General features: G+C 66.4%; 16 protein-coding genes. 8 read left to right on the top strand and 8 right to left on the bottom strand.

Going from position 1 to position 16,694, the window contains the following annotated elements:
- Positions 1-32 precede the first annotated feature (32 nt).
- The 6 genes from KUV38_RS10395 (at position 33) to KUV38_RS10370 (ending at position 4,239) form a co-directional block, all read left to right on the top strand.
- The gene (locus KUV38_RS10395) at positions 33-866 is read left to right on the top strand and encodes a thymidylate synthase (RefSeq protein ID WP_222469976.1); all 834 of its coding nucleotides are present in this window, start codon (positions 33-35) and stop codon (positions 864-866) included.
- The gene (locus KUV38_RS10390) at positions 866-1,342 is read left to right on the top strand and encodes a dihydrofolate reductase (protein WP_222469975.1); all 477 of its coding nucleotides are present in this window, start codon (positions 866-868) and stop codon (positions 1,340-1,342) included. Before KUV38_RS10395 ends, KUV38_RS10390 begins: the two co-directional genes overlap by 1 nt.
- A 61-nt stretch (positions 1,343-1,403) precedes the next feature.
- The gene (modA, locus tag KUV38_RS10385; RefSeq protein ID WP_222469974.1) at positions 1,404-2,105 is read left to right on the top strand and encodes a molybdate ABC transporter substrate-binding protein; all 702 of its coding nucleotides are present in this window, start codon (positions 1,404-1,406) and stop codon (positions 2,103-2,105) included.
- On the top strand, positions 2,102-2,794 hold the full coding sequence (gene modB, locus KUV38_RS10380; protein WP_222469973.1) for a molybdate ABC transporter permease subunit: 693 nt from the start codon (positions 2,102-2,104) through the stop codon (positions 2,792-2,794). Before modA ends, modB begins: the two co-directional genes overlap by 4 nt.
- Complete coding sequence (modC, locus tag KUV38_RS10375) at positions 2,791-3,861, top strand: molybdenum ABC transporter ATP-binding protein (protein WP_222471037.1); 1,071 nt, start codon at positions 2,791-2,793, stop codon at positions 3,859-3,861. Before modB ends, modC begins: the two co-directional genes overlap by 4 nt.
- A gap of 150 nt (positions 3,862-4,011) precedes the next feature.
- A complete protein-coding gene (locus KUV38_RS10370) occupies positions 4,012-4,239 on the top strand; it encodes a hypothetical protein (protein ID WP_222469972.1) in 228 nt (75 codons plus the stop codon).
- Between the two features lie 123 nt (positions 4,240-4,362).
- Here the strand turns inward: KUV38_RS10370 and KUV38_RS10365 are convergent, their stop codons facing one another.
- Positions 4,363-4,569, bottom strand: a complete 207-nt coding sequence (locus KUV38_RS10365; protein WP_074254814.1) for a cold-shock protein — start codon at positions 4,567-4,569, stop codon at positions 4,363-4,365.
- Positions 4,570-4,772: 203 nt separating this feature from the next.
- Here KUV38_RS10365 and KUV38_RS10360 point away from each other — a divergent pair, with 203 nt between their 5' ends.
- The gene (locus KUV38_RS10360) at positions 4,773-5,084 is read left to right on the top strand and encodes an arsenate reductase family protein (RefSeq protein WP_222469971.1); all 312 of its coding nucleotides are present in this window, start codon (positions 4,773-4,775) and stop codon (positions 5,082-5,084) included.
- A 4-nt stretch (positions 5,085-5,088) separates the two neighbouring features.
- Here KUV38_RS10360 and KUV38_RS10355 read toward each other — a convergent pair whose 3' ends face one another.
- From KUV38_RS10355 to thrS, 5 genes are all read right to left on the bottom strand, one after another.
- Positions 5,089-5,655: a DoxX family protein gene (locus KUV38_RS10355; protein WP_222469970.1), complete on the bottom strand. Its 567-nt coding sequence runs from the start codon at positions 5,653-5,655 to the stop codon at positions 5,089-5,091.
- Entirely contained in the window at positions 5,652-6,353 is a 702-nt protein-coding gene (locus tag KUV38_RS10350) for a DUF2063 domain-containing protein (protein ID WP_222469969.1), read from the bottom strand. The genes KUV38_RS10355 and KUV38_RS10350 overlap by 4 nt, the downstream gene beginning before the upstream one ends.
- Entirely contained in the window at positions 6,350-7,201 is an 852-nt protein-coding gene (locus tag KUV38_RS10345) for a DUF692 domain-containing protein (protein ID WP_222469968.1), read from the bottom strand. Before KUV38_RS10345 ends, KUV38_RS10350 begins: the two co-directional genes overlap by 4 nt.
- 60 nt (positions 7,202-7,261) lie before the next feature.
- Positions 7,262-7,564: a DUF2282 domain-containing protein gene (locus KUV38_RS10340; protein ID WP_222469967.1), complete on the bottom strand. Its 303-nt coding sequence runs from the start codon at positions 7,562-7,564 to the stop codon at positions 7,262-7,264.
- 334 nt (positions 7,565-7,898) lie between these two features.
- Positions 7,899-9,884 carry a threonine--tRNA ligase gene (gene thrS / locus KUV38_RS10335; RefSeq protein WP_222469966.1) on the bottom strand — a complete coding sequence of 662 codons (1,986 nt, stop codon included), beginning with the start codon at positions 9,882-9,884 and terminating at the stop codon, positions 7,899-7,901.
- Positions 9,885-10,057: 173 nt separating this feature from the next.
- Here thrS and KUV38_RS10330 point away from each other — a divergent pair, with 173 nt between their 5' ends.
- The gene (locus KUV38_RS10330) at positions 10,058-11,335 is read left to right on the top strand and encodes an MFS transporter (RefSeq protein WP_222469965.1); all 1,278 of its coding nucleotides are present in this window, start codon (positions 10,058-10,060) and stop codon (positions 11,333-11,335) included.
- A gap of 14 nt (positions 11,336-11,349) precedes the next feature.
- On the opposite strand, the gene KUV38_RS10325 is transcribed toward KUV38_RS10330, so the two are convergent.
- Both KUV38_RS10325 and KUV38_RS10320 read right to left on the bottom strand, forming a co-directional pair.
- Positions 11,350-13,500, bottom strand: a complete 2,151-nt coding sequence (locus KUV38_RS10325; RefSeq protein WP_222469964.1) for a tetratricopeptide repeat-containing sulfotransferase family protein — start codon at positions 13,498-13,500, stop codon at positions 11,350-11,352.
- Between the two features lie 4 nt (positions 13,501-13,504).
- Positions 13,505-16,615 carry a valine--tRNA ligase gene (locus KUV38_RS10320; RefSeq protein ID WP_222469963.1) on the bottom strand — a complete coding sequence of 1,037 codons (3,111 nt, stop codon included), beginning with the start codon at positions 16,613-16,615 and terminating at the stop codon, positions 13,505-13,507.
- Positions 16,616-16,694: the final 79 nt, after the last annotated feature.

The raw sequence follows: 16,694 nt of genomic DNA, 5'->3' as shown, positions 1-16,694 counted from the left end.
GGGCAAATGCGCAGCAGAAAACGGGGGAATCGGTGAGGCAGTATCTGGACGCCCTGAGGGAAGTGCTGGAGCGGGGCGAGGTTTCGACCGACCGCACGGGCACGGGCACGGTCAGCGCCTTCGGGCTTCAGGCGCGGTATGACCTCAGCAAGAGCTTTCCGCTGGTGACGACGAAGAAGCTGCATCTGCGGTCGATCATCCATGAGCTGCTGTGGTTTCTCTCGGGCGATACCAACATCCGGTATCTGAAAGAGAACGGCGTGAGCATTTGGGACGAGTGGGCCGATGAGAACGGTGATCTCGGGCCGGTCTATGGGCGGCAATGGCGGGACTTTCCGCAGCTTGTGCCGACGGATGCGGTGGCGAACGGGCAGCGGCTTTACGAGCGCCGCTCGGTGGACCAGATCGCGACGCTGGTAGAGCGGATCAAGGCCACGCCCGACAGCCGCCGCCTGATCGTGAGCGCGTGGAACCCCGGCGAGGTGGACGAGATGGCGCTGCCGCCTTGCCATACGCTCTGGCAGGTGCGGGTGCTGGGCGGGAAGCTGCATTTGCAGCTTTACCAGCGGTCGGCGGACATGTTCCTTGGCGTGCCGTTCAACATTGCCAGCTACGCGCTGCTCGCGGTGATGCTGGCCCACGTGACGGGCTATGAGCCGGGTGAGTTCGTGCATTCGATTGGCGATGCGCACATTTACTCCAACCATATGGAGCAGGTGCAGGAGCAGCTTTCGCGCGAGCCACGGGAGCTGCCGAGGCTGCGGCTGGCGCGGGATGTGGAGAGCCTCTTTGACTTCCGGTTCGAGGATTTCGTGATCGAGGGGTATGACCCTGCGCCCGCGATCAAGGCACCGGTGGCAGTGTAATGCTGAGCCTGATCGTTGCACGCGACCGGAATGGCGCGATCGGCAAGGATGGAGACATCCCTTGGCGGGCGCCGGAGGACCTGAAGTTCTTCAAGCGCGAAACGCTGGGCGGCGCGGTGATCATGGGGCGCAAGACTTGGGAGAGCCTGCCGTTCAAACCTCTGCCGGATCGACTGAACCTTGTGGTCTCGTCGCGCACCGATCTGGGCGTGCATAGCTTTCACCAACCGGGCCATGCGCTGAACTATGCCCATGACGCCGGGCACCGGCGGGTCTATGGCATTGGCGGTGAAGGGATTTTCAGTGCTTTCATGGGGCAGGCCGACAGGCTGCTGATCACCGAGGTGGAGCTTGAGATCGAGGGAGCCGATGCCTTCATGCCCGCGTTCGACGAGGCCGACTGGCGGCTGGCGGGCGAGCAGGTGCTGCGCGAAAGTGAGCCGCGCTGCGTGCTGCGGGAGTGGCTGCGGCGGTAGGACCATGGTGGGGGCGGCGGGCAGATTGCCGACCCTACGGTGGGGCGCTAGGCTCGCGGACATGAAACGGGTTTTTCTGGCAGTTCTGATGATGCTCGGCGCGGTGACGGCGCGGGCGGAGAGCGTGACAGTGTTTGCCGCCGCATCGCTGAAGGGCGCGCTGGACGAGGTCGTGGCAGGCTGGAGCGGGGAGGCGCGGGTCTCTTATGCAGGGTCTTCGGCGCTGGCGCGGCAGATCGCTGCGGGGGCACCGGCGGATGTGTTTATCTCGGCCAACCCGGAGTGGGTCGACTGGCTGGAAGCCGAGGGCGTGGCGCTTGAACGGGCGGACTTGCTGAGCAACGCGTTGGTGCTGGTGGCCGGGGCCGATGACCTGCGCGTGGGGCTGGAGGCACTGGAGGGCGACGACCGGGTGGCGATGGCGCTGGTGGAGGCGGTGCCTGCGGGGATTTACGGCAAGACGGCGCTTGAGCGCCTCACTCTCTGGGACAGCGTGGCGCCGCGGGTGGTACAGGCCGACAACGTGCGCGCGGCGCTGGCGCTGGTGGCGCTGGGCGAGGCGCCGCTGGGGATCGTTTATGCGACGGATGCGCTGGCCGAGCCGGGGGTGCGGGTCGTGGCGGAGTTTCCGGCGGAGAGTCATCCGCCGATCATCTACCCGGTGGCAGCACTGAGCGAAGCGGGCGGGCCGTTGATGGCCTATCTGCAATCGCCCGAGGCGGCGGAGATCTTTGCCCGCCACGGCTTTGGGCTGCCCGAGTGAGCTGGCTCGGGCCGGAGGAATGGGCGGCGGTAGCGCTTTCGCTGAAGGTGGCCTTCTGGGCGACGCTGTTCGCCCTGCCGCCGGGCATCTTCGTGGCCGTGGCGCTGGCACGCTGGCGGTTTCCGGGGCGGGAGATCGTGAATGGGCTGGTGCATTTGCCGCTGGTGCTGCCGCCGGTCGTGACGGGCTATCTGCTCTTGATGACCTTTGGCACGAGGGGCTGGCTGGGCGGGGCGCTGGCCGAGATCGGCCTAGTCTTTGCCTTTCGTTGGACGGGCGCGGCGCTGGCGGCCGGGATCATGGGGTTCCCGCTGCTGGTGCGGGCGATCCGGCTCTCGGTGGAGGCGGTGGACCCGAAGCTGGAGCAGGCGGCGGCGACGCTGGGGGCCTCGCGGGCATGGGTGTTTTGCACCGTGACGCTGCCGCTGATCTTGCCCGGCGTGATCGCGGGCGGGGTGCTGGCTTTCGCCAAGGCGATGGGGGAGTTCGGCGCGACGATCACCTTTGTTTCCAACATCCCCGGAGAAACCCAGACGCTGCCGCTGGCGGTGCATAACTTCATGCAGGTGCCGGGCGCGGAGGCCTCGGCCTGGCGGCTGGTGGTGGTGGCGCTGGTCGTGGCGTTGGGGGCCTTGCTGCTGAGCGAATGGCTCTCGCGCCGGGTTGCCGCACGGGTGGCGGGCCGATGACGCTGGATGTGGCACTGGTGATGAAGCTGGGGGGATTCACCCTTGATGTGGCCTTCGCCGCGCCTGCCGGGATCACCGTGCTCTATGGCCGCTCGGGCGCAGGAAAATCGAGCATCATCAATGCGGTGGCGGGGTTGGCGAAGCCCGATGCGGGGCGGATCACGGTGGAGGGCGAGGTGTTGTTCGACAGCCGCGTCGGGGTGAACCTGCCTGCCCACAAACGCCGGATGGGCTGCATCTTTCAGGATGCGCGGCTGTTTCCGCATCTGACGGTGGCGCAAAACCTGCGCTACGGGCGCTGGTTCTCGAAGCGCGGGCCGGAGGAGGCGCGGGTGGTGGAGATGCTGGGCATCGGGCCGCTGCTGGACCGCCGCCCCGGGGCGCTCTCGGGCGGTGAGCGGCAGCGGGTTGCGATTGGCCGGGCACTTATGGCCGGGCCGCGGATGCTGCTGGCCGATGAGCCGCTGGCGGCGCTGGACGAAGCGCGGAAGGCAGAGATATTGCCCTATTTCGAGCGGCTTGGCGCGGAGATGGGGGTGCCGGTGCTCTACGTGTCGCATGCCCCCGCAGAGGTGGCCCGGCTGGCGACGACGGTGGTGGCGCTGGCGGAGGGCAAGGTGGTGCGGCAAGGCCCGGCGGCGGATGTGCTGGGCGACCCGCAAGTCACTCCGCTCGGCCCGAGGGCGGCAGGCTCGGTGCTGGAGGCGCGGGTGCTGGCGCATCACAAGGACGGGTTGAGCGAGCTGGAAGCGGGCGGGTTGCGGCTGCATCTGCCGGTGGTGAGCCACCCGGTGGGCGCGGTGCTGCGGGTGCATATCGAGGCGGCCGATGTGATGCTGGCGAACGAGGCGCCGCGCGGCATTTCGGCGCTCAACGTCTGGCCCGCGCGGGTGACGGAAGTGCGGATGGGCACCGGCCCCGGAGCAATTGCCCGCTTGGAGGCGGGCGGGCAGGTGCTTCTGGCGCGGGTCACGCGGCGCTCGGCAGAGGCGATGGCACTTGGCCCGGGGCGCGATGTGTTTGCGGTTTTGAAGGCGGTTTCGGTCGCGCCGGAAAGCGTGGCTTAAGCACCGATCCGGGGTATTCGCGACAATCTGTTTCTGATCTGGAAATTGTTTTGACGCGGAATTGCGATAACACTGTAACGGAATTGGGTTCTCAGGCCCGCCTGGCTGCCGCGAATGGGCTTTGGGGGCTTTGGCCAAGGAGAAGGTATCATGCGCAAGAGTGTTTCGATAACGGCAATCGGGCTGCTGCTGGGCGCGGGGGCCGCGCTGGCAGAGGGCAAGGCGGATGCGCCGAAGATCTATGCCTATCCGGGCGAGAACTTTTGCCCCGAGGGGCTTCAGCCGGTGACGCTCGACGGGGTGATCAGCTGTGGCACGCCGAACCAGACGGTCAGCTACGGAGCGATGAAGGCCACGCCGGGACGACGCGCCAACTAGCCGGGCCGTTCTGCGCAGGCAGTCGGAAAAGCAGAGAAAAAGAGAGAGGCCGACGGCAAGACCGGCGGCCTTTTGTTTTAGAGGGTCGGGGCTTGGCGGATTGCTCGGCCCCTGATGCGCCGGTCAGAGCAGCTTGAGGTCGCCCGCGCTTTCGCGGCCATCGCGGCCGGGGATCATCTCGTAGCTGATCTTCTGGTTGTCGGCGAGGCCGGTGAGGCCCGCGCGCTCCACGGCGGAGATATGGACGAAAATGTCCTTTCCGCCATCGTCGGGTGCAATGAACCCGTAACCCTTAGTCGTATTGAACCATTTCACGGTGCCGGTGGGCATTCCGTTTCTCCCTCTTTGTTTTCGGCCCCTGATCTGCGGGGCACATGCAGTCCGGTCTTCAATCTTCCGGTCCGCATCTGAGGCAGTATCGGTCGTGAAGTCTCCGTGGGTATGAGGATTGTTTCGAGTTGTAAAAAACGCAAGACAAAGCCGGGCGAGGAATCGGATTCTCGGCGGTCTTGGCGAAAAAAGGGGCGGAAGCGATGAAAATTTACGGGTTAAAGACGTGTGATACCTGCCGAAAAGCGGTGAAAGCGAGCGGTGGGGTGCTGGTGGACGTGCGCGAAAATCCGCTTACGCAGGGGCAATTGGAGCAGTTTCATGCGGCCTTCGGGGAGGCGCTGGTGAACCGGAAATCCACCACATGGCGCGGATTGTCGGAGCAGGAGCGCGCGTCTGCACCGCTGGATTTGCTGGCGGCCCATCCGACGCTGATGAAGCGTCCGGTGATCGAAAAGAACGGGCGGCTCTGGCTGGGCTGGGGCGCGGATGTGCAGGCCGAGGTGCTGGGCTAGGCGCTCAGGCCGGGGCGGCGGAGGGGCCGCAATAGGCCATGAGCGCGCGGTCTACCGAGATTGGCCCGGCGCCGCGCAGCACCAGAACGCCGAGGGCGAAGACCCAGAAGGCGCGTTGATCGAGCAGGAGGGCGTTTGATGGCGCGTCGAACCATGCGCCGATGTCATCGCCGGTGACGCCATGGCCATAAACATCGACCACGCTCTGCACGAAGACGAAGCCGATCATCGCCAGCGAGGCGAGGCGGGTGAAGAGGCCGATGACGATGGCGATGGGGAGGATCACCTCGGCCCATGTGCCGGCGAGGGTGACGGCCCAGTGGAAGATGCCGAGCTGGCTCACATCGTAGCTGACGGCCTCCATCGCCTTGGGAAAGATGGTGACGTAGGCGCCCGCGTCGGGGCGGAAAAGGCCGAGGATCCCCTCACCGAACTTCGCGAGGCCGGAGTTGAGGTAATAGACCAGCAGCACGCCCGCAAAGACGAGACGGGCAAGGGTGGGGATGAGCCACGGTGCGGCGGCCTCCAGCTGGGTCGCGATGGCATCGTAGAGGCTGAGGAGGCGGGTCATGGCTGGGGCTCCGTAAGCGCACCGCCGGTGATCAGGGCGGTGAGGGTTTCGGTGATGTCGAAGCCGTCTGGCGTGGCCTCTTCAAGCGTTTCGCCAGCGGCAAGACCGGCGAGGAAGGCGGGGGCCTGCGGTTGCAGGACGGTGAGCTGCGGGTCGTAGCCGGGGCGGGTGACGAGGACGGATTGGGCCTGCGGCGCGGGCTTGGACCCCTCGCCCCGGGTGAAGCGCCAGATCGCGTGGATCGGATAGGGTGATTGCACGAGGCGGACGCTGGGGGCGAGGGCGAAGCGGCTGTCAGTTGTAATGGTAGCCGGGTCGATAGGTGTGCTGTCGGCGGCGTGGTAGCTCTCGCGCAGGGCCTGCTCCAGCCGGGCCACATCGGGCAGGTAGGGCAGGTGGGCGACTGGGGGGAAGGATTCCAGGAAGGCGGGGAGGGTGGTGCCCCATGTGGCGATGCGCGGATCGCGGGGCGGGTGCTGGCGCACGTATTGCCCGGCGAGGGCGGTGAAAAACTCTTCGCCGACAATAGCCTGGCAGACCGGGAAGGCCTCGGCCAGCGCCTCGGAGAGCGAGACGACCACGTTGTTGCGGTAGACATCGAAGCGCTTGCCAGCCGGGCGGCCCTTTGGGTCGACCAGCCCCTCGGGGGCCGGGGTGGCCGGGTCGAGCAGGGCAGTATGGAAGGCGGACTGGCTCATGCTGCGACTGGCTCGAGAATGGCGGCGGCGCGGGCGGCCTCGGCCTCCAGCTCGGCATAGGGGGGGATGTTGGCATCCCACTCGATGAGCGTGGGGCGGGGGCCGGATCGGCGGATGGTTTCGCGGTAGAGCTGCCAGACCGGGTCGACGACCTCGGCATCGTGGCTGTCGATCAGGAGGCGGTCGCCGTGTTCATCGCTCTGCTCGTCATGGCCGCCGAGGTGGATCTCGTGGACGGCGGAGAGCGGGAAATGTTCGATATAGTCAAGCGGCTCGCGCTGCTGGTTGGTAGAGGCGACGTAGACGTTGTTGACATCCAGGAGCAATCCGCACCCGGTGCGGCGGGCGATCTCGGCGAGAAAGTCGGTTTCCTCCATCTCGGATTCCGCGAAGGCGAGGTAGGTGGAGGGGTTCTCGAGCATCATGGCGCGGCCGATGGCGGCTTGGAGCGCGTCGATGTGGTCGCAGACGCGGGAGAGGGTGGCCTCGGTGTAGGGCAGCGGCAGCAGATCGTTCAAAAAGGCGCCCTCGTGGGTGGACCATGCGAGGTGCTCGGAGAAGGAGGCGGGCTGGAGCCAGTCGCAGAGGTGCTTGAGGCGAGCCAGATGATCGGGGTCAAGCGGTGCCTCGCCGCCGATGGAGAGGCCTACACCGTGAACGGAGATGGGGAAGCGCTCTGAGAGGTGACGAAGCTGGGCCAGCGGGCGGCCGCCATCGCCCATGTAATTCTCGGCGTGGATTTCGAGCCATGAGACGCAGCCGGGCGCGCTCACCAACTCATTGAAATGCTGGGCTTTGTAGCCAACGCCCACCCCGGCGGGGAGGCGAAAATCGGAAATGCGGGACATGTCGCTCTCCGGTGCAGGAAGGGGTGCGCCCGGCCCCGCAGGGAGCCGGGCGCGAAGGTTTTAGGAGGCGGGCAGGTCGCGGTCGAGCTCTTCGAGCGAGCCCATGCGCGCGGTGCCGTCGGCCATTTCGGGCAGCTCGATGTCGGCGCAGGTGCCAGCGGCCACGAGGGTCCAGGCGTTGCCCTGATAGTCAACGGTCGAGGTGCCCTTGCAGGTGGTGCCGGGGCCGGCGGCGCAGTCATTTTCACCGGCCAGCGACACGCCGAAGCACTTTTCCTGGCTCTGGGCCGAGGCAGTGGTGGCGGCGGTCATGGCAGCGGCGACGGAAGCAGCCACGGCGAGGGTCTTGACGGTCTTGGACATGGGTATCCCCTTGGGTTGGTTGGTTTTTCAAGGTTTGTCTTGGCCCCCGGGTCATCCGTCCGGGGATGTCAAAAATCTATGTCCGGGGGGTGATCACGCGCCATTGACAGGCCTGTGAACACACGCGCCCGTTATGATTGCAGCCGGTTTTTGCGGTGCAGAAAATTTGCTGAAAATTGGCAAGCCACTGAAAAGCAGGGGTTTTGCCCGTGAGGTGGTTGCTCTGTTTTGTAACATTTTCCCCCACGAAGCCGTGAGTTGGCGACACATGGTTACAAAATGAAAGCGCCGCCCGGCGGGGTGCGGGGCGGCGCTCACGTGGGTGTCAGGGATGTTACCGCAGATCGGGCGGCGTGGCCTCGGCGGCGAGGGTTGCCACGATCTCGTCGAGCGATTGCACGGCGGTCTGTTTCTCGCCGAGACGGCGGACGGAGACGGTGCGCTCCTCGACCTCGCGGCCGCCGCAGGCGAGGATGACCGGCACCTTGCCGACCGAGTGCTCACGGACCTTGTAGTTGATTTTCTCGTTGCGGGTGTCAGCCTCGGCGCGGATGCCCTTGGCTTGCAGCGCGGCTACCACCTCGTTCACGTAGGCATCGGCCTCGGAGGTGATGGAGGCGACCACCACCTGACGGGGCGCGAGCCAGAACGGCAGCTTGCCCTCCCAGTTCTCAATCAGGATGCCGACGAAGCGCTCGAAGCTGCCCAGCGTGGCGCGGTGCAGCATGAAGGGGCGGTGCTTTTCGCCGTCCTGCCCGATGTAGGTGGCGCCGAGGCGCTCGGGCAGGTTGGGATCGACCTGGAAGGTGCCGCATTGCCAGACCCGGCCGATGGCGTCGGTCAGATAGAAGTCGAGCTTGGGGCCGTAGAAGGCGCCGTCGCCCGGCTCGAGCGTATAATCGCGGCCCACGGCCTTGATGGCGTTTTCGAGGGCGTTCTCGACGTAATCCCACGATTCCTCGCTGCCCACGCGCTTTTCAGGGCGGGTGGCGAACTTGATCTCGAACTCGGGGAAGCCGAGCTCTTCGTAGATGTTGGCGAGGAAGTCGATGAAGCGGGCGCATTCTTCCTGGATCTGCTCTTCGGTGCAGAAGATATGCGCGTCGTCTTGGGTAAAGCCGCGCACGCGCATGATGCCGTGGAGCGCGCCGGAGGGCTCGAAGCGCGAGCAGGAACCAAATTCGGCAAGGCGCAGGGGCAGGTCGCGGTAGGACTTGAGGCCCTGGTTGAACACCTGCACGTGGCAGGGGCAGTTCATCGGCTTGAGCGCGTTGATCCGGGTCTGGCTGTGGTCCTTGGCCTTGGTGGCGTCGTCGTTCTCGCCATCGCGGGACTCGTCCACCTCCACGAGGAACATGTGGTGCTGGTACTTCTCCCAGTGGCCTGAGGCCTCCCAGAGCTTGCGGTCGACCACCTGCGGCGTGTTGATCTCGCGGTAGCCGCCAGCGCGCTGCTTGCGGCGCATGTAGTCTTGCAGGGCGGTGTAGATCGTCCAGCCGTTGGGGTGCCAGAAGACTTGGCCGGGGGCCTCCTCCTGCATGTGGAAGAGATCCATCTCGCGCCCCAAGCGGCGGTGATCGCGCTTTTCGGCCTCTTCAAGGAAGGTGAGGTGGGCCTTGAGGTCTTCGCGATTTTTGAAGGCGACGCCGTAGATGCGCTGGAGCATCGGGCGGCTGGAGTCGCCGCGCCAGTAGGCCCCGGCGACCTTCATCAGTTTGAAGGCGTCGGCGGGGAGTTGGCCGGTGTGTTGCAGGTGCGGGCCGCGGCAAAGATCCTGCCAGTCGCCGTGCCAATACATGCGGATCGGCTGGCCATCGTCGGGGATCATGCCGACCAGCTCGACCTTGTAGTTCTCGCCGGTGTTTTCGTAATGCGCGATGGCATCGGCGCGGGACCAGACCTCTGTGCGGACGGCGTCGCGGGTGTTGATGATCTGCTTCATCTTGGCCTCGATGGCGCCGAGATCCTCGGGCGTGAAGGGCTCTTCACGGTCGAAGTCGTAGTACCAGCCGTTCTCGATCACCGGGCCGATGGTGACCTTGGTGTCGGGCCAGAGCTCCTGCACGGCGCGGGCCATGACATGGGCGAAGTCGTGGCGGATCAGCTCCAGCGCGGGCGCATCCTCCTTCATGGTGTTGATGGCGATCTGGGCATCGGCCTCGATCGGCCAGGCGAGATCGTGGTGCTTGCCGTCGACCATCGCGGATATGGCGGATTTGGCGAGCGATTTGGAGATGGATGCAGCGACCTCGGCGGGGGTGATCCCGGCCTCGTAGTCGCGCGAATTGCCATCGGGCAAGGTGAGGGAAATCTGGGCCATATCGGCTCTCCTCGTCAGTTTGGCGCCCACGGAACGCCCGGTTGCGGGTTATGGTGTGATCGCTCTTTGGCGGGTCGGGCGGGCGGTGTCAACCGTAGCGCGGGTGGCGGCGGCTGGAATGGGTATTTTCAGCAAGAAAGTGAACCGGGCGGGGGCTGGGGCGTATATGTTGCATGACTGTTGCAGACCGGGCGTTCGAGACGCTGACCGATGAGAGCCGCGCCGAGGCGGAGGATATTACCGAGGCCGCGCGGGAGGCGGAGGCGGGGAATTTTTTGCGGCACGGGGCTGCGCTTTCTCTGAGCAAGTTGGCGGACGGGCTGATTGACCCCAAGCTGGTGCTGTCGTGGCTGATGGGGGCGCTGGGCGCTCCGGCGGCTCTGACGGGCCTGCTGGTGCCGGTGCGGGAGGCCGGGGCATTGGTGCCGCAGCTGTTTACCGCGGCCCGTATCCGGGGGATGGGGCGGCGCAAGTGGGCTTGGGCAGCGGGGGCTGCCGGGCAAGGCTTGGCAGCACTGGTGATCCTGGGGGCGGCGTTGTTGCTGGAGGGCTGGGCCGCTGGCGTGGTGATCGTTGCAGCACTGGCGGTGCTGGCGGTGGCGCGCTCGGTTTGTTCGGTGAGCTTCAAGGACGTGCTGGGCAAGTCGGTGGACAAGCCGCGCCGGGGGACGGTGACGGGGCTTGCGGCCTCCGTTGCCTCGGCCGGGGTGCTGCTGTTTGCGGGCGTGCTGATGCTCGGGCTGCTTGAAAGATTTCAACTTGTGGCAGGCGCGATTGCGCTGGCAGGGGCGGCTTGGCTGGGTGCGGCTTTCATTTTTTCGACAATTGCCGAGGAAGACCGGCCCGGCGACGCCGAGGGCGAGGCGACCGGCTTGGGGCAGCTGTCGTTGCTCTGGGAGGATGCGGATTTGCGGCGCTTCGTGGTGGCGCGGGTGCTGCTTTTGCCTACCGCGCTGGCGCCGCCCTACCTCGTGATGCTGGCAGGCGAAGCGGGTGACGACCGCTGGGGCGCCTTGGGGGCGATGCTGGCTGCCTCGGCGCTGGCGGGGCTGGTCTCTGGCTGGGTCTGGGGGCGCTTGTCGGACCGGTCCTCACGGCTGGTGCTGGCTATCTCGGGTGCGGTGGCGGCGGGCTTTCTGGGCCTCGGCGTGGCGCTCGGCTGGGGTGGCGCGATGGGCACGGCATGGGCCGCGCCGCTGGTGCTCTTTGGCCTGATGGTAAGCTATCGCGGCGTGCGGGTGGGGCGCTCGACCTACCTTGTGAACCTCGCCCCGGAGGAGAGCCGGGCGAGCTACACCGCGGTGGCCAACACCACGGTTGGCGTGGCGCTGCTGGGCGGCGGGCTCTTTGGCCTGCTGGCCTCGGCAGCGGGGCCGGGCGTGGTGCTGGCGGTGTTCGCAGGTGTGGCGCTTGGCGGGGCGGCGTTGGCCTTTGCGATGAAAGAGGTGTGAGGGCCGTTCAGCCCTCAGTCCCATTCCTCCAAGGCACCGCCGTCGCGCAGAATGTCGATCAGCGGTTTGAGCTCGGCCTCGAACTTGCGCCATGCGCCGACCGAGGAGGAGTAAATCGGCTGGCGGACCTGATAGGCCGAGAGGGTGCGCACGGTGCGGGCGTTTTCATAGAACCGCAGGCAGGCTTCTTCCCACTCAAGGCCGCAATAGTCAATCAGGGCGCGGGCGCCGGCCTCCGGGTCGCCGATGAGGTCTTCGTAGCGGACTTCAAGGAAGGCCTCGGGTGCGGCCTCGCGCCAGAATTCCATGCCCTTGAGGAAGGCGAGGTAGTTGTGGGCCAGTTCCTTGAGGTCGGTGGTGTAGCGGTGGGTGCCGTCGGCGAAGCGGTTCTTGTAGATCGATAGGCAGTTGTCGCGCGGATCTCGGCGGACGACGATGAAGCGGCTGCCGGGGCAGAGCTGGGGCGCGAAACCCAGATCGGCGTTGGCGAGCACGGCCTTGTCGGTCAACACGCTGGCTTCGGGGGCGAGGGTGCGGGCCCGCTGGGCAATTTCACCCGCGGTGGCGCGCAGCTCGGAGGCGGTCAGGCCGCGTTCTTCGACAACTGCGAGGCGCTGGCGGTCGGAGAGTGCGCCGTTGAGCAGGCCGATTTCGCCGCCGGGGGTCACGGTGCTGTGGCTGGAGACGATCTGCTCGACCAGCGTGGTGCCGGAGCGGGGCATGCCGGAGATGAAGATGAGCCGGGGGGCATCGGTGGCGTCGACTGGTGCGGTGTCGGGGCGCCATGTGAGGCGGGCGCGTTCGTTTAGGCCTTGCACGAGGCGGTCGCGCGGCGGGAAACGCTCGGCCAGAGTGTCATTGCCGATGCGCAGCAGCTCGAAGGCTTCCGCCGGGCGGCCCTGATCTTCAGCGGCTTTTGCGAGGGCGAAGGCGAGATCGGCGCGCGTGCCGGGCACCTCGGTGCCTTCCTCATAGGCGGCGCGGATCTGCGGCAGGATCGGATCATCCTCCAGCAGCTTGCGACCGGCGGAATAGTTGCGGGCAAGGCGCCCGTCGATAGTGCCGCTCTCGCAGGCCTGTGCGAAATACTTGGCCGAGAGGTCGAAATCACCGGAGTGATGGGCGATCCATGCAAGGCCGGAGAGTCCCGGGCCGAAGTTGGGGCGGGCGGCGAGGGCGCGCTCGTAGAAGGCGCGGGCGCTGTCTGTCTGCTCCAGTTCGTTGAGGATATTGCCCATCAGTGCGAGGTGCGGTGGCGGGGCGGAGGGCCGCTCGGCCCAGGAGGCGAAGGTGGCGCGGGCATCTTCGAAACGCCGGAGGGCGAAGAGGCAGCGGGAGAGGGCGAAGGCGGCCTCCGGGTCGTCCGGCAGCTCGGCGTGGGCTTTTTCGAGCAGCGGCAGGGCGGAGTTGGCGTGGTCTCTGTCGGTGTAGTTCATGCCGAGGAACTTGGCGACGAGAGGGCTGTCGGCCATGAGCTCGCGGGCGCGTTCCAGCAGAGGGGTGGCCTCGTCGAAGCGGCGGCGGGACTGGAGCAGCTGGCCGAGTTGCAGGTGCGCTTCGGCGTAGCTGTCATCGAGGCGGATGGCCTCGCGATAGGCGGTTTCGGCCTCGTCGAGCTGGGCCAGCGCCGCGCGGGAGGCTCCGAGCACGGCGAGGATGGGCGCGACGCCGGGATGGCGGCGGTGGAGGGCCTCGGCGGCTTCGGCAGCCTCGGCGGCCTGGCCGGACTGGAAGAGGCGCACCGCCTCCTGAAAGGCGGCGGGATCGGCGCTGCCGAGATTGGCCTCGCCAGAGCGGTTGCCGGTGCGGGCCTTCATCTCGAGTTCGCGGAAGACCTGCGGGGTCAGAGGCGCGGTTTCGGCGGATTTGAGCAGCTTGTCGACGCCGCGAGAGTCGCCCGCGGCGATCAGCGCGTCGAGCAGAAGGCGCCAGACCATCGGCTCGGTGGGCTTGAGCTCCTGTGCGCGGCGCAGGTGCTTGAGGGCCTTCTTAGGCGCGCGGCGCTGCATCTCGAGCCGGCCGAGGTGGAAGTGAACCTCGGGGAGGCGCTCGTTGAGGCGGAGGATCTTGGCAAAGAGCGCCTGCGCCACATCGAGCTGGCCGGAGGACTGCGCCCGCTGGGCCTGCTGGAACAGGGTTTTGATTTCGGGCGATACCTGGGCCATGCGCTTATCCGATCTCTGCGAGGCGGGCGAGCGCCTCTTTCAGCTTGGCTTCTTCTTCCTGCCGTTCGGCGAGGTTGGCCTCGGCCTCCTCGACCACTTCGGGCGGGGCGTTTTCGGCGAACTTGGGGTTCTTCAGGCGGCCTTGGAGCCCGCCAATCTCCTTGGCGAGTTTGCCCAGGGTCTTCTCCAGCCGGGCTTTCTCTTCGTCGATGTCGATAAGGTCGGCGACGGGGAGGCCGAAGGTGCCGCCGGAGACGGGAATCGTGATGGCGCCCTTGGGCATCTCGTCGGCCTTGGTGAGGCTTTCGACGCGGGCGAGGCGCTTGATGAGGGCCTCGCCTGCCGCGTAGGCGGCCTCGCCCTCGGGGGTGAGGGAGACTTGGATGAGCGGGACGTGGAGGCCTGCGGGGACGTGCATTTGGGCACGGGCGGAGCGGATCGCCTCGATCAGGGAGATGACCCAGTTGACCTCGGTATCCGCCGCCGGGTCGATCAGCTCGGGGCCGTATTCGGGCCATTCGGCGTGCATCACGAAACCGTCGTGGCCCTTCTCGGTCCAGAGCTCCTCGGTGATGAAGGGCATGATCGGGTGCAGCAGGATCAGGACCTGATCAAGCGCCCAGGACATGGTTTCGCGGGTTTCGCGTGCCGCGTCGGTGTCGAAGAGCGGCTTGGAGAACTCGATGTACCAGTCGCAGAAGGTGCCCCAGGTGAAGCTGTAGAGCGCCTGCGCGGCATCATTGAAGCGGTAGTTTTGCATCGCTTCGTCAACGGCTTGGCGGGTCTTGGCGAGCTCGCCGATGATCCAGCGGTTGACGGTGGAGGTGGGCTTCGGGGTGGCCTTGGGCCGGGCCTCAAAAACGCCGTTCATCTCGGCGAAACGGGCGGCGTTCCAGAGTTTGGTGCCGAAGTTTCGGTAGCCTGCGATGCGCTGGGTGTCGAGCTTGAGCACGCCGCCGAGGGCGGCCATGGCGGCGGAGGAGAAGCGCAGGGCGTCGGCGCCGTATTCGTCGATGATCTCCAGCGGGTCGATCACGTTGCCCACGGACTTGGACATCTTCTTGCCCTTGGCGTCGCGGACGAGGCCGTGGAGGTAGACCTCTGTGAAGGGGACTTGGCCGACGACCGCGAGCTGCATCATCATCATCCGGGCGACCCAGAAGAAGAGGATGTCCTGCCCGGTGACGAGGGTGGAGGTGGGGAAGTATTTGGCCAACTCCGGGGTCTGCTCGGGCCAGCCGAGGGTGCCGATGGGCCAGAGGCCGGAGGAGAACCATGTGTCGAGCACGTCGGGGTCGCGCCAGACGGGGTAGGTCAGGTCGGTCGGGTCTTGGCTGACGTTATACTGCGCGAGCGAGGCGGCGAGCACGTCGATCGCCTCGGCGCGGGAGGCGACCTCGGTGATGCGGGCGTGGTTGATCGGGGTGGGGGTGTCGGCCAGCTCGTTCTTGAACTTGTGGGTGACGGTCTCAAAGGCGGCGGCGCAGTGGTGGACGGTGCCGGCGTGGACCATGCCCTCGCCCAGCAGGCGGGCCAGCTCGACGTGGTCGAGCGCGCCATCGTTCTCATCATCCTTGAAGTCAGGAGCGGAGAGGTCGAGGCCATACCACACCGGGATCTGATGGCCCCACCAGAGTTGGCGGGATATGCACCAGGGTTCGATGTTGTCGAGCCAGTGGTAGTAGGTTTTTTCGCCGCTTTCGGGAAGGATTTTGACCTCGCCGGATCGGACGGCATCCAGCGCGGGGCCGACGATCTTTTCGGCATCGACGAACCACTGGTCTGTGAGCATGGGCTCGATGACGACCTTGGAGCGGTCTCCGAAGGGCTGCATGATCGGCTTGTCCTCGACGTAGGGCATCATGCCGCCGTCGAAGCAGGTTTCGCCCTCGTCATCCGGCGGAGCGGGGACCATGACGGCGAGGCCCTCGTCGGTGATCTGGGCGACGACCTTCTTGCGGGCTTCGAAACGGTCGAGGCCGCGCAGGTCGTCGGGCACGAGGTTGAGGGTGTCGACCTCGGCTTCGGTGAACTCCGCGCCATTGGCGATTTGCTGGGCGCGGGCAGCGCAGCTGGCGTAATCCTCGCCGTCGTCGCGCAGGTTCGCCTTGGTGTCCATCAGGCGGTAAAGCGGGATGTTGTTGCGGGTGGCAACGCCGTAGTCGTTGAAGTCGTGGGCGCCGGTGATCTTGACCGCGCCCGAGCCGAAGGTTGGGTCCGGGTATTCATCGGTGATGATCGGGATCAGCCGGCGGTGCTCCTTGGGGCCGACCGGGATTTCGCAGAGTTTTCCGATAATTGGGGCGTAGCGTTCATCCGATGGGTGAACGGCGACGGCACCGTCGCCGAGCATGGTCTCGGGCCGGGTGGTGGCGATGGAGATGTAGTCGCGGGTCTCGCGGAGGGTGACGTTTCCGTCCTCGTCCTTCTCGACGTATTCGTAGGTTTCGCCGCCCGCCAGCGGGTATTTGAAGTGCCACATGTGGCCCGGCGTCTCGATGTTTTCGACCTCGAGATCGGAGATGGCGGTCTCGAAATGCGGGTCCCAGTTGACGAGGCGTTTGCCGCGGTAGATCAGGCCTTTTTCGTACATGTCGACGAAGACCTTGATGACGGCGTCGTGGAAGTTGGGCGCGCCGCTCTCGGCATCGGGGTCGCCCGCCGCGCCGCCCATGGTGAAGGCCTCGCGGGACCAGTCACAGGAGGCGCCGAGGCGCTTGAGCTGGCCGATGATGGTGCCGCGCGAGGCGACCTTTTGCTGCCAGACCCGCTCAAGAAACTTCTCGCGGCCCATCTCGACACGGGTCGGCTCGCCTTTGGCGGCCATCTCGCGCTCGGTGACCATCTGCGTGGCGATGCCCGCGTGGTCGGTGCCGGGCTGCCAGAGCGTGTCGAACCCGCGCATCCGGTGCCAGCGGATGAGGATATCCTGCAACGTATTGTTGAAGGCGTGGCCCATGTGGAGCGAGCCGGTCACGTTGGGCGGCGGGATCATGATGGAATAGGTCTCGGGGCGACGCGCGGCCACACCGGCGGCGAAGGCGCCTGCCTTCTCCCATGCCGCGTAGATGCGGCCTTCGGCTTCGCTTGCGTCGAACGTCTTTTCCATCGCCATTGTGGCTCTCCGGCTCGTCTTGCTGTTGGGGCGAGGGGATACCCGTTCGGGCGGGCGAGGGAAAGCCCGTGCTGGCTCT

The organism is Vannielia litorea, assembly GCF_019801175.1.
Lineage (GTDB): Bacteria > Pseudomonadota > Alphaproteobacteria > Rhodobacterales > Rhodobacteraceae > Vannielia > Vannielia litorea_B.
This window is presented reverse-complemented; position numbering and strand designations above follow the sequence as displayed.

Coding starts and splice junctions, on each gene's coding strand:
- modC (WP_222471037.1), top strand. CDS start 2,791: ATGACGCTGGATGTGGCACTGGTGATGAAGCTGGGGGGATTCACCCTT.
- modA (WP_222469974.1), top strand. CDS start 1,404: ATGAAACGGGTTTTTCTGGCAGTTCTGATGATGCTCGGCGCGGTGACG.
- KUV38_RS10325 (WP_222469964.1), bottom strand. CDS start 13,500: ATGGCCCAGGTATCGCCCGAAATCAAAACCCTGTTCCAGCAGGCCCAG.
- KUV38_RS10330 (WP_222469965.1), top strand. CDS start 10,058: ATGACTGTTGCAGACCGGGCGTTCGAGACGCTGACCGATGAGAGCCGC.
- KUV38_RS10365 (WP_074254814.1), bottom strand. CDS start 4,569: ATGCCCACCGGCACCGTGAAATGGTTCAATACGACTAAGGGTTACGGG.
- KUV38_RS10345 (WP_222469968.1), bottom strand. CDS start 7,201: ATGTCCCGCATTTCCGATTTTCGCCTCCCCGCCGGGGTGGGCGTTGGC.
- KUV38_RS10390 (WP_222469975.1), top strand. CDS start 866: ATGCTGAGCCTGATCGTTGCACGCGACCGGAATGGCGCGATCGGCAAG.
- KUV38_RS10355 (WP_222469970.1), bottom strand. CDS start 5,655: ATGACCCGCCTCCTCAGCCTCTACGATGCCATCGCGACCCAGCTGGAG.
- KUV38_RS10360 (WP_222469971.1), top strand. CDS start 4,773: ATGAAAATTTACGGGTTAAAGACGTGTGATACCTGCCGAAAAGCGGTG.
- thrS (WP_222469966.1), bottom strand. CDS start 9,884: ATGGCCCAGATTTCCCTCACCTTGCCCGATGGCAATTCGCGCGACTAC.
- KUV38_RS10340 (WP_222469967.1), bottom strand. CDS start 7,564: ATGTCCAAGACCGTCAAGACCCTCGCCGTGGCTGCTTCCGTCGCCGCT.
- KUV38_RS10370 (WP_222469972.1), top strand. CDS start 4,012: ATGCGCAAGAGTGTTTCGATAACGGCAATCGGGCTGCTGCTGGGCGCG.
- KUV38_RS10320 (WP_222469963.1), bottom strand. CDS start 16,615: ATGGCGATGGAAAAGACGTTCGACGCAAGCGAAGCCGAAGGCCGCATC.
- KUV38_RS10350 (WP_222469969.1), bottom strand. CDS start 6,353: ATGAGCCAGTCCGCCTTCCATACTGCCCTGCTCGACCCGGCCACCCCG.